The organism is Pantoea sp. CFSAN033090 (assembly GCF_001264395.1).
Lineage (GTDB): Bacteria > Pseudomonadota > Gammaproteobacteria > Enterobacterales > Enterobacteriaceae > Pantoea > Pantoea agglomerans.
In genome coordinates this window covers 97695-115491 of sequence record NZ_LGYX01000030.1, presented here as the reverse complement: position 1 = coordinate 115491, position 17797 = coordinate 97695, and the positions used below count along the sequence as shown (strand labels likewise).

At 62.0% G+C, this 17797-nt stretch carries 1 protein-coding gene; it reads left to right on the top strand.

Features of this window, described 5'->3' with window-relative positions:
- On the top strand, positions 1-17516 hold a 17516-nt coding region (locus AFL22_RS20840; RefSeq protein ID WP_052272102.1), incomplete at its 5' end, for an Ig-like domain-containing protein.
- Between the last annotated feature and the right edge of the window lie 281 nt (positions 17517-17797).

Here is a 17797-nt window from a genome sequence, read left to right as displayed (position 1 = left end):
GTGGGGGTAACGGTGGCGGCAATGACGGTGGCACCGATCCTGGAACACCGGTCACGCCGGGGACGCCTGCTATCACGCTCAATGCATTCGCTGGCGATGATGTTCTGGATAACGCGGAAAAAAGCAGCGATCAGGTACTGAGCGGCACCACCAGTAATGTCGAAGCGGGTCAGATTGTCACTGTCACGCTGGGCGGCCAGACCTACAACGCCACCGTCGGTGCTGACGGCAGCTGGAGCGTCACTATTCCTGCTGCCGCGCTGGCGGGACTCGCCGCAGGCACCACCACCATCGACGTCAGCGTCACTAACGCGGCGGGCACGACGACCACCGGCAGCCTGCCCATTACCGTCGCGGCCGCCGATCCCGGCACACCGGCTGCGCCGTCCATTAGCCTGAACCCGTTTGCGGGCGATAACCTGCTGGATAACAGCGAAAAAACCACGCCACAAACGTTGTCCGGCAGCACCAGCAATGTCGAAGCGGGCCAGCAGGTCAGTGTGACATTGGGCGGACAGAGCTATAACGCCACTGTGGGGGCGGATGGCAGCTGGAGCGTCTCAATTCCGGCTGCCGCACTCTCGGCGCTGGCTGCAGGCAGCAGCACCATTTCGGTCAGTGTGACCAGCGCCGCGGGCACGGCGGCTGCCGCCAGCCTGGGTATCCAGGTGCAGGCACCTGACACCACCCCTGGCGTGCCAGCCCTGACGATCGCCCCGTTTACCGGCGACGACGTGCTGAGCAACGCAGAAAAAACCAGCGATCAGACTCTTAGCGGCAGCACCACCAACGTCGAAGCCGGGCAGATCGTCACGGTTACCCTGGGCGGCCAGAGCTACAGCGGCAGCGTGGCAGGCGACGGTAGCTGGAGCATTACCGTGCCTGCTGATGCGCTGACCGCACTGGCATCCGGCACCACCACGGTGACTGCCACCGTTGCTAACCAGGCAGGAACCGCCGCCAGCGGTAGTCTGACCGTAAACGTAGAGCCACCACTGACTCAGCCGGGTACGCCCGTTATCACCATCGATCAGTTTGCCGGTGATGACATTCTCAGCAATGCCGAGAAAAGCAGCGATCAGGTTCTTAGCGGCACCACCACCAATGTGGAAGCGGGCCAGATTGTCACCATCACGCTGGGCGATCAGACCTACAGCGCAGTAGTGGATGCGCAGGGCAACTGGAGCGTCACGCTCTCGCCTGCGGCACTGAATGCGCTGGCAGCCGGTTCGGTGGCGATTTCCGCGGTCGTCACCAGCCAGGCTGGCATTGAAGCCAGTGAAAACCGCGCGATCAGCATTGATACGCCGGTCGTTCCGGGCCCGCCATCCGTCACGCTGGATGATTTTGCCGGGGACAACGTGCTGAGTAATGGGGAGAAAGCCACCGATCAGACACTCACCGGCAGCACCAGCAATGTTGAACCCGGTCAGCTGGTAACAGTCACCCTGGGCGGCCAGACTTACAGCGGCAGCGTTGATGCGCAGGGCAACTGGAGCGTTACTTTGCCATCGGCGGCCCTGAGCGCCCTGGCGGCAGGTGAAACGACGCTGACGGTTTCAGTCAGCAATGTGGCCGGTGATACCGTGACCGGCACGCTGCCCATCACCGTGGAAGCGCCTGTCACACTGCCGGGCGAACCCACCGTCACCATTGGTCAGTTTGCCGGGGATGATATCCTCAGCAACGATGAAAAAGGGACGGCCCAGACGCTCTCCGGCTCCACCACCAACATCGAAGCGGGCCAGACGGTGACAGTCACCTTCGGTGGCCAGACTTACCTCGGCACCGTCGATGGCAGTGGTAACTGGAGTGTAATTGTTCCGGCAGCCGCGCTGGGTAATCTGCCTGCGGGAGCTAATACCATCAGCGTTACCGTCAGCAATGCCGATGGCGTGAGCACTACCGAAATCCGCGATATCGCAGTTGAGACGCCAGTAACGGAACCGGGCGTGCCGTCTCTGATCCTGAATGATTTCGCCGGCGATAACCTTCTGAGCAACGACGAAAAAGCGGTCGATCAGCTTGTCAGCGGTAGCACCAGTAATATCGAAACCGGGCAGATCGTGACGGTCACCCTGGGCGGTCAGACCTACAGTGCCAGCGTGCAGAGTGATGGCAGCTGGAGCGTCGCCGTGCCGTCAGCCGCGCTGAACGCGCTGGCAGCAGGCACCACCACACTGACCGTCTCGGTCAGTAATGCAGCGGGCGACACAGTCACTTCAACGCAGCCAGTCACTGTCGAAGCCCCGGTAACGCAGCCGGGTGAAGCCACCGTAACTATCGACGCCTTTGCCGGGGATGACATCCTCAGCAACAGCGAGAAAGCCAGCGATCAGCTGCTGAGCGGCACCACCACCAATATCGGTGAAGGCCAGCAGGTCACTGTCACTCTGAACGGAGAGACTTTTACCGCCACGGTCGGCGCGGATGGCAGCTGGAGCGTGTCGATTCCTGCCAGTTCGCTGGCGGCGCTGACAGCCGGTAGCGCAGCCCTGAATGTGACGGTGACAGATCAGTCTGGTACTCAGATCACTGAAACCCGCGACTTCCTGGTGGAGTCCTCGGGCACCGGGCCAGGCACCCCGACGCTAACTCTCAATGCCTTTGCTGACGACAACATCCTGAGCAACGATGAGAAGCTGGAAGCGCAGGCGGTCTCCGGCAGCACCACCAACGTCGAGGCGGGCCAGATTGTCACGGTGACGCTGGGCGGCCAGAACTACAGCGGAACGGTTGGCGCCGACGGCAGCTGGAACATTGCCATTCCGGCCGATGAACTCGGTGCACTGGCAGCAGGTTCTGCCTCGCTGGTGGTCACGGTCAGCAACGCGGCAGGTACTACCGTCAGCGACACCTTGCCGATCACGGTTGAGCCGCCGGTTACCGGGCCGGGCCAGCCCACTATCACGCTCGATCAGTTCGCCGTGGATGACGTGCTGAGCAACGATGAGAAAACCAGCGATCAGCTGCTGAGCGGCAGCTCAACCAATGTCGAGGCGGGTCAGGTCGTGACCGTTACGCTGGGCGACCAGACTTACAGCGCCACGGTCGGCGCGGATGGCAGCTGGAGCCTGAGCGTCCCGGCCAGCGCGCTGGCGGCACTGACGGCGGGCAACGCGACTATCGCGGCCACAGTCACCAATCAGGCGGGCGTAACAGTCAGCGAAGATCGGGTGATTGCGGTGGAAGCGCCAGCGGAACCGGGTACGCCGACGGTGACGATCGCCCTGTTTGCCGGTGACGATCTGCTGGATAACAGCGAAAAAGCGCTGGACCAGACGCTGTCCGGCAGCACCAGCAACGTGGAGGCGGGCCAGACGGTCACCATTACCCTGGGCGGCCAAAATTACACTGCGCTGGTCAACGCGGATGGCAGCTGGAGCACGCAGATCCCCTCTGCGGCGCTCAGCGCACTGGCGGCGGGCAGCAGCACCATCGCGGTCAGCGTCACAACGGCGGCAGGCGCCTCAGCTACCGACACCCGCGATATTAACGTCGCCCCGGCGGCAGGCGAACCTGGCGTGGTCTCCATTAGTGAACCGGTCAGCGTGGATGGCTTCCTTAACCAGCAGGAGCTGAGCAGCGATCTGATCATCAGCGGCTCTGCGGTAGGCGTTAACCCGGGCCAGGCGGTGCAGGTTAACTTTAATGGCAATAATTACAGCGCGGTAGTGAACAGCAATGGCTTCTGGAGCGTCACTGTTCCGGCAGGCGATCTCACCACTATCACCGACGGCGTAAAACTGATTTCGGTCACCACCACCGACGCCACCGGCGCACTGCTGACCGACTCCGCTCAACTGAATGTAGTCGCAGCCACGCTGCCGCAAATCACGCTGGAGGAGAGCGCAATCACCGATGGCCTTCTCAACCGGGTGGAAGCGGGCAGCGATCTGCTGATCGGCGGCAGCACTGGCAAAGCCGTGCCGGGCCAGCAGGTTGAACTGGAACTTAACGGTAAAACCTACAGCACCACGGTCAATGCAGACGGCAGCTGGAGCCTGGCGCTGCCGGCCGCCGATCTCGCCTTACTGCCACAGGGCGCCAACAGCCTGATCATTACCGCGATTGATGAAGCAGGCAACCGCGTGGATGAGACGCTCAACTTCAGCGTCGACACGCTGCCACCGAATCTGATTGTGGCAGAGGTCGCAGGCGGCGATGGCATTCTCAACAGCAGCGAAGTGGCTGCCGGTCTGCCGGTCAGCGGTTCAGGTGCGTTGCCGGGCGAAGTGGTGTCTGTCTCGCTGAATAACGAGAGTTACAGCGCCACCGTAGATGGGCAGGGCAACTGGACGGTGGATCTGCCGCCAGCGGCGCTGCAGGCCCTGTCAGATGGCAGCAGCTATACGCTGGTAGTTACGCTGACTGATGCCAGCGGTAACACCACCACGCAGACGCAGCCCCTGGCGGTCAGCACGCAGCCTCCGGTTGCAACCGTTACCGCACCGGGCGGTGATGGCGTCCTGACCAACAACGAACTCACTACGCCGCTGCAAATCAGCGGAACCGGCACCCCGGGCGACAGCGTGACGGTGGAATTAAACGGTAAGTCCTACACCGCCATTGTTGACGAAAACAGTAACTGGAGTGCATCCGTCCCGGTGGCCGATCTCGGCACGCTGACCAATCAGACCTATCCGGTGACCGTCACCGTGACCGATCCGGCCGGTAACATCAGCACTCAGAATACGGAACTGCGGGTGGCTACCGCGGTGCCCGCTCTGACGCTCAACGATCTCAGCGATGATGGCGTGATCAACGTCAGCGACGCGCAGCAGCCGCTAATCGTCAGCGGAACCGGCGACGAAGGCGACATCATCCGCGTCACGTTGAATAACGTGGCCTACAGCGCCGTGGTGGCGCAGGGTGGCAGCTGGAGTGTCACCGTTCCGGCATCCGACCTGGTAAATGTGCCCAACGGTACCCAACCGGTATCGGTAGTGGCGACAGACGCCGATGGTAATACCACGCCAGCCAGCAGTTCGCTGATTTTCGCCACCACACCGCCGTTGCTGGAAGTCTCCACGCCGGGCAGTGATGGTTATATCAATATCGCTGAACACACTCAGGATCTCACACTCGACGGACGCGGGGGGGCCCAGGGCGACACCGTCACGGTGAGTTTCAATGGCGAGACCTACACCGCCACCGTGGATACCGATGGCGCGTGGAGTGTTACGGTGCCCGCCGCGATTATCAGCCAACTGGGTGACGCAACCTATCCGGTGGATGTGGTACTCAGCGATGCATATGGTAACAGCAGCACCGTACCGACCAGCGTCACTGTGCTGGCGGCAACGTCGCCGGCGCTGACCATTAATCCCGTGACCGGCGATAATCAGGTCGACAGCGCTGAACAGCTCACCGACATTCTGGTCACCGGTAACGTCACCGGCGTACCGGCAGGTCAGCCGGTATTGCTGACCATCAATGGCCAGTCTTACGATGGCGTAGTACAGGCGAACGGTAGCTGGAGTGTGTCGCTGCCAGCCGGATCGCTGGGCGGTGCAGGCGATAAAACCTTCACCGTGGCGATTACCGATGTGGCCGGTAACCCGGCGCTGCCTGCTGAAGGGCAGTTGAGCGTGGTTACTTCACCCGTACCGTCGCTGTCGATTGCCCCAATCAGTGACGACAATGCGCTGAATGCCCTGGAGGCGCAGAGCGATCTTATCCTCAGCGGCGGTTCAGCGAACCTGCCGGCTAACAGCCCGATCAGCGTGACGCTGGTGACTGGCGGCACCGTCTACACCACCACAACCGATGAAACCGGTGCGTGGACCCTGACCGTGCCGGCTGCCGATCTGGCGACGCTGCCGCAGGGCACGACCACCGTTACCGTCTCTTCGGGTGATGTGCAGAACAGCCTGCCGCTGCTGGTGGCGACCGCGCCGCTGGCAGACCCGCAAATCAACACGCCATTCACTGACGGCATACTCAATACCGATGAAGCCAGCGCGGCGCAGACGCTGACCGGCACAGTGCTGCCAGGCCAGGCCGTCAGCGTGACCCTGGGCGGTACCAGCTATCCGGCCACTGTAGACGCGAATGGTGAATGGAGCGTGACGATACCCGCAGACAGACTGCAGGCACTTGCGCAGGGCAGCAATCCGATTACCGTGACGGTGAGTGATGAAGCGGGTAACAGCACCAGCATCAGCGAGCCGCTGATTGTTGATACCGGCGTACCGGCGCTGACCGTTAACCCGATTGCTACCGATGGCACGATTAATGAGGCTGAAACCGCCACCGATCTGACCCTCAGCGGCACCGTTACGCCAGGCAGCAGCGTCAGCCTTGCGCTGAATGGCCAGACCTATGACGCAGTGGTTGCCGCCGATGGCAGCTGGACCGCCACCGTGCCTGCTGCGAATCTGCAACAGTTGCCAGATGGCCGTTACGATCTCAACGTGACCGTCACCACCGTCAGTGGCAACGTGGCTACCACGCCATTCCCGGTTACCGTGGATACCACGGCACCAGACTTCAGTATCGCTGCGCCCGCGGGTGATGGCGTGCTGAATATCGCTGAGCAGGCGGCAGGGTTCAGTTTCAGCGGCGCAGGCAGTGAAGGCGACCGCGTCAGTGTGACGCTGAATGGCGTGACCTACACCGGCACCGTTGATGGTGACGGAAACTGGGCGCTGGCTGTTCCGCCAGCGGCGCTTGCCGGTCTGACCAATGGCAGCAGCTATCCGGTGGTGGTCACCGTCACCGACGCAGCCGGTAACAGCAGCAGCCAGAACAGTGCCCTGACGGTTGCGACTACGCCGCCTCCGCTGGTCGTCGCGCCGGTCAGCGGTGATAACGCGCTGAACGTCGGGGAACTGGCAGAGCCGCTGGTGGTGAGTGGCAGTGGTCAGAATGGCGACGTGGTCACGGTGCAGCTCAATGACCAGCTCTACAGCACCACCGTTGGCGTTAACGGCCAGTGGACGCTGCAGATCGCCCCTGAAGCGCTGGCGGCACTGCCTCCTGGCAGTAATCTGGTGACGGTGACGGAAACCAGTGCTAACGGGAATCAGAGCAGCCAGGTGGTTGATCTGAATGTGGCAACCGCGCCGGACGTGCAGCCTGTACTGACCATCGACAGCAGCACCTTCGCCGGTGACGGCATCGTTACGGCAGCGGAGCAGCTGCAGCCGATAACGGTGCGCGGCAGCAGCACGAATGTCGAACCGGGCCAGCAGGTGATCATCTCCCTGAATGGGATCGAATACAGCGGTGTGGTCGAGGCCAGCGGCAACTGGAGCATTATTCTGCCTGCGGGCGCCCTGGCTGAACTGGGAGAAGGCAACCAGACGCTGAACGTCAGCGTCATCAACGCCGTGGGTAACACCGCCAGCAGCCCGCTTGACTTCAGTGTGGACAACACTCTGCCGTCGATCGCGCTGGCACCCGTCAGTGACGACAACTACCTCAATGCGCAGGAATTGGGTGGCGCCGTTGTAGTCAGCGGCAGCACCAGCGGTCTGCCTGACGGCAGCATTGTCACCGTGCTGGCCAACGGCACCACGGTCAGCACCACCGTGACGGCAGATGGAAGCTGGAGCCTGACCTTACCGGCAGGCACCTTTACCGGAACGGCAGATGGCCCGCAGACCATCACCGCCACCGCCAGCGACGCTAACGGACAGCCGCTGGCGACCAGCGACGCTACCCTGACGGTGATCGCCACTGCATTGCCGGTGGCGACCCCGGGCGTGGCCTTTGATGATGGCATTCTGAACGGAGAGGAAGCCGCTGCCGGTGGTACGATCACCGGTAACACTGGCGTGACCGGCGACGGCCAGACCGTCGTCGTGACGCTGGGCGGCAACAACTACAGCGGCACGGTCGATGCTGCAGGCAACTGGCAGGTCGCCGTTCCGGCCGATGTCTTGTCTGCATTGCCGCAGGGCAATAGTGGCTACACCGTGGTCGTCAGTGATGTGGCGGGCAACAACAGCCAGGCGGATGGCAACCTGGTGGTGGATACACTGCCTCCGGTGCTGAACTTCATTACGCCATCCGATGGCATCATTAACGCCGCTGAAAGTCAGCAGCCGCTGACGCTGACCGGCAGCAGCGAAGCTAACGCCCTGATTGTGGCCAGCTTCAACGGCACCACCCTGAGCACCACCGCAGACGTCAACGGCGTCTGGTCGCTGGAGCTGCCCGCCACGGTTTACACCGGGCTGGGCAACGGCAGCTATCCGCTGACCGTGACTGCCAGCGATGCGGCAGGAAATGCCACCACCACCAGCCGCGACATGGCGCTGAAAGTGGAGCCAGGCACACTGCCGACCCTGACGCTGGATGCCTTTGCCGGTAACAACGTGGTCGATGGCGCTGAGCGCCTCACCGATCAACGTCTCTCCGGCACCACCACTAACGTTGAAGCGGGTCAGCTGGTCACCGTCACCGTTGACGGCACAGTCTACAGCGCCGCCGTGCAGGCGAGCGGGGCATGGAGCCTGATCGTGCCAGCCGGTGCGCTGGCCGCGATTAATGATGGCAGCGCCAGTTTTACCGTGGCGGTCAGCGATGTGGCGGGCAACACCACCACCAGCAATCTCACCTTTGACGTCAACAGCAATGCCTCTGGCCTGGCGATGGATGCCATCAGCGAAGACAACTACCTGAATGCGCAGGAGCTGGGTCAGGCCCTGATCGTCACCGGTACGTCGGTGAACGTGACAGAGGGCAGCACGGTCACGTTGCTGTTTAACAACATCAGCTACACCGCGCAGGTCTCGGCCAGCGGCCGCTGGACAGTGATCGTTCCGGCTGAGGCACTGACGGCGCTCGCCGATGGACCTTACACCCTGACGGTCACCGCAACGGACAGCGGCGGGGCGACCCTGAGCAGCGAGGCAGCGCTCAGCGTGCTGGCGACGCTGCCAGCACCGCAGATCGTCTCGGCCTTTGGCGATGGTCTGCTCAACAGCAGCGAGATCGCCACAGCACAAACCCTGAGCGGCACCACCGGCATAACCGGTGACGGCCAGACGGTGAGCGTGCTGCTGAATGGCGCAACCTACAACGGCACCGTCGACGGCAATGGCAACTGGCAGATCAGCGTGCCGGCTTCCGCGCTGGCCGGTCTGCCGGAAGATCTTCTGAACTACACCGTCACAGTCCAGGATGCAGCGGGTAACACCGGCAGCAGCCAGGGCAGCGTGACGGTGGATCTGACGCCACCGACCCTGACACTGAATACGGTTGCGGGCGATAACAGTATCAATATTGCCGAAAGCACCGCGCCGATTGTTCTCAGCGGCAACAGCAATGCCGAAGCCGGACAGCAGGTCACCATTACCCTGAACAACCAGACCTGGACCACCACGGTTGACCAGAACGGCGAGTGGAATCTGACGCTGCCTGCGGGTTCGCTGGCCGGTATTCCGGCCGGGGCGTACATTCTGACCGTGACGGTCAGCGATGCGGCGGGTAACCCGGTAACCGAAACCCGTGAAATCACCGTGGCAACGGCGTCGCTGGCCGTCAGCATAGACACCCCGTTTGGTGATGGTTATCTGAACCTGGCGGAACAGGGGGTCGGTCAGACGCTGACCGGCAGCACCGGTGTAGCGGGCAACGGCCAGACCGTCAGCGTGACGCTGGGCGGGAACGATTATTCCGCCACGGTGGATGCGCAGGGTAACTGGACGCTGACCTTAACAGCGGATCAGGTGCAGACGCTGGGTGAGGGAGTCACTACGCTGGTGGTCAATGCCAGCGATGCCGCCGGTAACAGTGGTTCGCTGACCAGCGCCGTTACGGTCGATCTCACGCCGCCAGTGCTGACCGTCAATGCCATCGGCGGCGACAACATCATCAATTCGGTAGAGGTGCTGGAAGCGGTCGCCATCAGCGGCAGTGCGTCGGTAGCGGATGCCGGACAGACGGTCACCGTCAGCTTCCAGAACGTCGATTACACCACTCAGGTGCTCTCTGACGGCACCTGGGAGGTGACACTGCCAGCCAGCGTCGTGCAGGGGCTGGCTGACGGCAGCTACACCGTTGCTGTCTCGATGACCGATGCGGCGGGGAACCCGGCCACGGCCACCCAGACCCTGACGCGTGATGCTGACACTCTGAACCTGCCAACCCTGACCATCGGGACCATCAGTGATGATAACTTCCTTAACCAGGCGGAGTCGCTACAGGATCTGAACATCGGCGGCACCAGTAACAACCTGGTGGAAGGCCAGCTGGTGACGGTGACGCTGAATAACATTCAGTACAGCGGCACGGTGGCAGCCGATGGCAGCTGGACGGTGACCGTTCCGGCCGCCGATCTGGGTAATCTGCCGGATGGCGATCAGCTGCTGGTCGTGGTCTCAGCGGATACGTCTGGCAATCCGGCCAGCGCCAGCACCAGCCTGGTCGTGCTGGCCAGCGCGCAGGTTCAGCCGACGCTGACCATGAACGTGGTAGCCGGCGATGATGTGATTAACGCCACCGAGGCTACAGCGGATGTCGCGGTCAGCGGCAGCAGCACCCTGCTGGCAGCGGGTACGCTGGTGACGGTGTCGTTTAACGGCACTGACTACAGCACCACGCTCGACGCTGACGGCAACTGGACGGTGAATGTGCCGTCTGCTGCCTTTACCAGTGTGGCTCCGGGCAGCACGCAAATCTTTACCGTGACCGCCACTGATGTCGCAGGCAATCCGGCGACCGCCACTCAGGAGGTCAGTTTCATTACCACACCGCCTGCACTGACGAATATCACGGTCGATGCGGGTGATACCCTTAACCTGGCGGAGTCGCAGCAGGATCTCACCATCAGCGGCAGCACCACGGGCGCATTGCCGGTGACGGTGACGCTGAATAACGTCAGCTATACCACCACGGCAGATGCCGACGGTAACTGGTCACTTACCATTCCGACCGCCGACCTGCAGCAGCTGGCGGACGGCCCCAACGCGATTACCGTTTCGGTCACCGACGCGGCGGGCAATATCACCACGGATAGCACCACGACACTGGACGTAGCGTTTAATACCCTGCCAGCGCTGACGCTGAATACGCCGTTTGGCGATGCGCTGATCAGTGCGGCAGATGCGGAAGGGGCGTTAACGCTGAGTGGTGACAGTACCAATCTGCCGGAAGGCAGCGTGGTGAACATCTCTGTAGGCGGGCAGAACTTCAGCACCACCACGGATGCCAGCGGCAACTGGACGCTGAACCTGGCACCGGGCGCGCTGACGGGCCTGGCCGATGGACTGACCCAGGTGGTGGTCAGCGCCGCGGATGGTGCCGGTAATCCGGCACAGGTTACCGCAGGCGTTGAGATCCTGCAGAGTGATCCTGTTTCAGCCGCCTTCGACACGACACTGTTCGGCGATAACATCATTAATATCAGCGAAGCAGGCTCCGTTCAGCTGGTCACCGGCACCTCCACCGTCGTGCCGGGCCAGACCCTGAGCGTCACGGTAGGCGATGACAATATCCCGCTGTCGGTGACGGTCGATGCCAATGGCAACTGGACTGCCAGCCTGCCCCCAGAGTTCATTGCCAGCCTGGGAACCGGTGAACACACGCTGACCCTGATTACCACCGATCGGGCCGGTAACAGCATTGAAACGACCAAAACGTTCGTCGCTGCGATTACGCCGATTGCTAATCCAACGCTGGATACGCCATTTATTGATGGCCGTATCAATGCTGAGGAGGCCGCCGCAGGCGGATCACTGACCGGTGCGGTGAATATTAATAACGCCGCGTCGGTCACGGTGACCGTTAATGGTACCCTCTATTCTGCGACGCTGACTGAGGGTGGTTCGCGCTGGTCGCTGGATCTGCCGCCTTCTGTATTGCAGTCATTGCCGGATGGCAACTGGCCGGTGAGCGTGACGGTTACCGATGCGAACGGCAACGTCGGCAGCACCAGCGGCACGATACTGGTCGCCGTTAACGCGCTGCCGGATGTCACCCTGAACCTGCCGTTTGGCGACGGTGCGCTGAATGCAGCAGAAGCGGCCGGTGAACAGATCCTCAGTGGCACAACCGGCATTACCGGTGCCGGACAGACGGTAACGGTGCTCATCTCCGGCTTTAACAACGGTCAGCCGCTGGCAGCCACGGTGCAGACCGATGGCAGCTGGTCTCTGGCCCTGTCGCCAGCGCAGTTAGCCACCTTCACCAGCGGCACCCACACCATTACCGTGACGGCGACCGATATCGCGGGTAACAGCGACGCGACGGCGCAGAACGTGGTGACAGAGGTGGCGCTGCCTGTGCCGACCTTCAACCCAGGCGCATTTGGCGGCGACAACCTGCTGAACATCAGTGAAGCCGCGGCAGGGGTGACCCTGACCGGCACCACCGGCAGTGTCGGGGCGAACCAGGCGGTCAGCATTACCGTGGATGTCAACGGCAGCCTCTATTCTGGCACCGTGGCGAGCAACGGTAACTGGACTGTTAACATTCCTGCCAACGCCCTGAGTTCACTGGGTGACGGTGCGCAATCACTGACGGTTAACGTCGTGGATGCGGCGGGCAACAGCGCGTCGGCGCAGCTGCCGTTCACCGCGGATCTCAGCGCGCCGCAGCCTGCGGTCAATCCGGAATTCCTTGGCAGTTATGTGAATGGCGGCGATGTGGCCGCGGGAGTGACGCTGAGCGGAACCACCGGTGAGGCGGGTGCGAATCAGACTGTGCAGCTTACGCTTGGCGGCACAACCTATTCTGCGACAGTGGATGCCAATGGGAACTGGACGGTGCCACTGACAACGGCGGAGCTTTCACAGCTGCCGGATGCCACCTATCCGGTTACCGTGACGGCAACCGATGCGGCAGGCAACAGCACCACCATTAACAGTTCGCTGGTGCTCGACACCACACCACCGGTGCTTAATGTTGCCGCCTTTACCGGTGACAATGCGCTGAACTACGCCGAGAGCATTCAGCCGCAGAGTCTCAGCGGCACCGCAGCGGGAGCCGAGCCGGGATCAGTGGTTTCGATCTCGCTGAATGACACGCTGCTTGGCACCGCGATAGTGACAGCCAACGGCAACTGGAGTGTAACGCTGACGCCAGAACAGATGGCCACCTTTGGTCCATCGACGACCCTGGCGCTGGCAGTGACCGATCTGGCAGGCAATACCGCCAACGGCACGGTTGCGCTGACGGTAGATCTTACCCCACCGCCAGGGCCGCTGGTCACGCTGGGCACAGTCTCGGGTGACAACATCATCAGCACTCAGGACGTGGCGGGTGGTGTGGTAGTGAGTGGCACCTCCGCTAACCTCGGTGCGGGTGGGGTAGTGACGGTGTCGATCAATGGTCAGGAGTACGCGACTACGCTGGATGGGTCGGGCAACTGGTCAACGGCGGCATTGCCGGTCAGCGCCTTTGGCAATGCGGACGGCAGCGTCGCTATCACGGTGAATGCTACCGATGGCACTACCCCTGTGACCACCAGCGGTAACGTGCTGATCGACCTTACGCCACCGGCACTGACTCTCAATCCGTTTACCGGTGACAACCAGGTCAATGGCAATGAAAGTGCCACCAGCCAGGCCATCAGTGGCACCGCCGATCTCAGCGAAGTGGGTCGCACGGTGGTGGTGACCTTCAATAATCAGACCTACAACGCCGTGGTGCAGAGCAACGGCACCTGGTCCACGACGGTTCCTGCCAGCGCGATGCAGGCTCTTCCCGATGGCAGCTCGCCGGTGATCACCGCGCAGCTGGCGGATGCGGCTGGTAACGTAACGACGACCACCCAGACGGTGACGGTGGATACCGCCGCGCCGCTGGTCCAGGTCGACGCGTTCCTCGGCGACAACGTGATCAACGCCGCTGACCTGGTGCTAAGCCAGGTGCTGACCGGCAGCGCGCAGGGAGCAGAAGGCCAGACCATCGGGCTCTATCTGGGCGATGCCGCGCCAATCGCCACCGCGACGGTGGGTGCTGACGGACGCTGGAGCATCGATCTCGCGCCGGATGTCCTGTCGAGTCTCACTGACGGTGCGCTGGTGTTTGGCGTGCGGGTCAATGACGGTGCGGGCAACCAGACCGACGCCACGCTGACGGTCAACAAAGTGGTCAACAGTGCGCTGACGCTGGTGGTCGATTCGGTGTTTGGCGACGGCACGCTCAGCGCGCTGGATACCACGGTGGCGCAGACTATCTCCGGGGTTGCGACCTCGGCGGGCGTGGGTGCCACGGTATCGGTGGTGCTGGGCGGCACAACGCTCTCTGCGTCAGTGGGCCAGGATGGTAAATGGGCCATCGTGGTGCCGCCTTCGGTGCTGGGCCTGTTAAGCGATGGCAATCTTGCGCTTGACGTCACCCTGACCGATGCCGCGGGCAACACCCGCACCGTCGGTGAAACCGTCACCGCGATTGTCGATGCGGTGCCGGTGGTTGGCGCGCTCACCGGGCTGTTTGGCGGTGATAACCTGCTGAACATTGCGGAAGCCGCTGCCGGACAGCTGGTCAGTGGCGTGATAGAAAATGCGGCTGCGGGTTCCCAGGTAACGGTCACCTTTGGCAGCAAAAGTTACAGCACGACGGTGCAGGCGGGTGGAGTGTGGAGCGTTAACCTGCCGGGCAGCGATCTGACCTCTCTGCTGGATGGCAATCTGACGCTGGGCGTCAGCGTCAGAGACGTCGCGGGTAACGTCGCCTCCAGCAGCGCATCCATCGGCATCTTTACTCAGACGCCATCAATCTCGCTGACCTCACTGTTTGGTGATGGGGTGCTGAACCTGGCCGATATCGCCACCGGACAGGTGATCAGCGGGGTGGTGAACAACGTCGCGCAGGGCAGTGTGGTGACGCTCTCGGTTGGCAACAGCCAGGTGACCGCCACCGTGGGTGCGGGCGGGGCGTTCAGCGCCACGGTGACGCCAGATATTCTGGGCACGCTGGCGCAGGGCAACCTGACGGTGGGCGCATCGGTAACGGATGCGGCGGGCAATACCGCCAGCACCAGCGCCGGTATCCGGGTCGATACGCTGCTGCCGACCATCACCGTGAATCCGCTGTTTGGCGACGGTTTGCTGAACGTGGCGGATTCGCTGGTCACCCAGGTGATCGGTGGGGTGATTGGCGGCGCGGAAGCGGGATCGCGCGTGGTGGTGTCGGTAGGTTCACAGCAGTTGGTGACGGCGAGCGATGCCAATGGCAACTTTAACGTCTCGCTGACGCCAGCGCTGTTGCAGGGGATTGCAGATGGCAATCTGACCGTGGGCATCAGCGTCACCGACAGCGCGGGTAACACCAACAGCACCACGGCCGGGGCACTGGTCGGTATTCACAACCTGCCGAAAGTCACCCTCAATCCGCTGTTTGGCGACGGCGTGCTGAACCTGGCGGAGTCACTGGTGACTCAGACCATCAGCGGCACGGTCTCCGGGCTGGCTGCGGGTAGCAGCGTCAGGCTGGCAATTGGCAACACTATCGTCGACGCGCAGGTCAACGCGGATGGCAGTTTCTCAACCGCCGTCTCGCCAGCGATTCTGTCAACGCTGCTGAACGGTAACTTCACCGTCAGCGCGGCCGTTACCGATCCGGTCGGAAACGTCAGTAGCACCAGCGCGGGCGTGTCACTGGGACTGTTCCAGCCGACCCTGTCGGTGAATACGGTGTTTGGCGATGGCGTGCTGAGCGCCGCGGATCTGGCCTCTAACCAGACCCTGAGCGGGACGTCCAGCCTCTCTGCCGGTTCAACCGTCAGCGCCACGCTGAATGGCCTGACCTACACCACCAAAGTGGTCAGCGGCGGCAACTGGAGTATTACCGTCCCGAAAGCGGATCTGGTTGCTATCACTGACGGCAGTAAAACCGTCACGGTCACCGGCACCGATGCCTACGGTAACGTGGCAAACAGCAGCGGAACGCTGAGTGTCATCAGTCAGTCGACGCCGGTGGTCGCCATTACCTCGCTGTTTGGTGACAGTGCGCTGAGCGCGGTGGATGTGAAAACGGCGCAGACCATCAGCGGCACCGCCAGCAACGCCGAGGGATCGGTCGTGCGTGTCACGCTGGGTGGCCAGACTTACAGCACGACGGTGAGCAGCAATGGCAACTGGAGTCTCTCTGTTCCGGCGGCTAACCTTGCTGCCATTACTGACGGTCTGCAGACCGTCACCGCCAGCGTGACCAACGGTGCGGGCAGCATTGGCAACACCTCGGCGTCGCTGGGTGTGGTCAGTCACACTACGCCAACGGTCAGCGTCAACAGCTTCTTTGGCGGCGATGGCTACCTCAATATTGCGGAAGCCAACAGTACTGAAACCATCAGAGGAACCAGCACCAACGCGGCGGGCGGCACGGTGACGGTGAACGTGGCGGGTAATATCCTTACCACGACCATTGGTGCGAATGGCGCCTGGAGCATCAGCGTGCCGTCAGCGACGCTGAAAGGGATCGCCGATGGCAGCCATCCTCTCACCGTCACGGTGGCGGATATTGGCGGCAACACCGCAACCAGCACCAGCAGCTTTACCGCGCTGTCGCACAATCAGCCGCTGGTCGGGGTCGATCCGGTGCTGAGCATCGTCGGTTCCTTACTGGCGGGTCTGGTGGTGCAGGGGGGATCGCTGAATGCCGCGCAGGGCTCGAAAGTGAACGTTACGCTGCTGCTCTCCAACGGCAACAACGGCCCGACGCTGAACACCACGACCGATGCGCTGGGGCGTTACGCGGTTAACTTCTCACCTTCACTGCTGTCGGTGGGTGGCCTGCTGCTGTCGCTGGGAACGCTGGCGAAAGTCACGATTACCGACGCGGCCGGTAACAGCTACTCGACCACCAATACCCTGTTACTGGGTGCCGTGCTACCGGTGACGCTGGCGGCAAACGAATCGGTTGCGCTGTTCTCGGTGGCGGATGACAGCGCTACTGTCGCCAGCGCGGAGACGCAGCATAACAGCAGCACCAGCAGCGACGAGAGCAGCGCCCATGTGGCGGTGGCTTCCACGCTGATCACCGAAGCGGATACCGTGACACCCGTCGGCAGCAGTGAAAACGCGGCGGCAAATGACGCCGCGGTGGCAGCGGCACCGGCAGAGGAGGCGGGGTACACCATCGGCGGCGTCGTGATTACGCTGGCCGATGGCAGCACCATTGAGGGGGCGACAGTGACCGGCAGCAGCGGGGCGGATATCGTGACGGTCAGTGACCTTAACTTTACCCATATTGATGGCGGCGCAGGCACCGATACCCTGGTGCTGAATGGTGAGCATCTCAGTCTGGATCTCACCGCGCTGGGCCTGAAGGTCGAACACATTGAGGTGCTCGATTTGGGTAAAACCGGAACCAACTCCGTGAAGCTCGATCTCAATGAAGCACTCAATATCACGGATAAGCAGAGTGACGATTTGCTGATCAAAGGCGCAGATGGCAGCCAGGTGACACTGGCTAACAGCAACGGCGGAATCTGGGAAGTGACGGGCGAGCGTACCGTTGAGGGCAGAGTCTTTGAGATCTACCACAACTCGGCGCTGACCAGTGATAACACTCTGGGCGATGTGCTGGTGCAGCAGAACCTGCAGGTTCATGTTGTGTAGTGACTGAAAGGTCAGTTCAGTTGATGAACAGAGCGGGTGCGAAAGCACCTGCTTTTTTTGTTTTAGTCACGTGATAATTGCATTTTCCAGATTATAGCCACTATTCATTAGCAGAATGAAAGATTAGGGTAGGCGCAACAAACGGCGTCACGCCGTAAAATCAGCATTCTGACTCTATTTGGCGCTTTTATTAGCGTCCTGTTTATCAATCCTTGTTACCTGCGGGTAACCGGTTCCGACCAGCGGAAACGGGCAGCTTCAGCTGTCCCACTACCATGTCG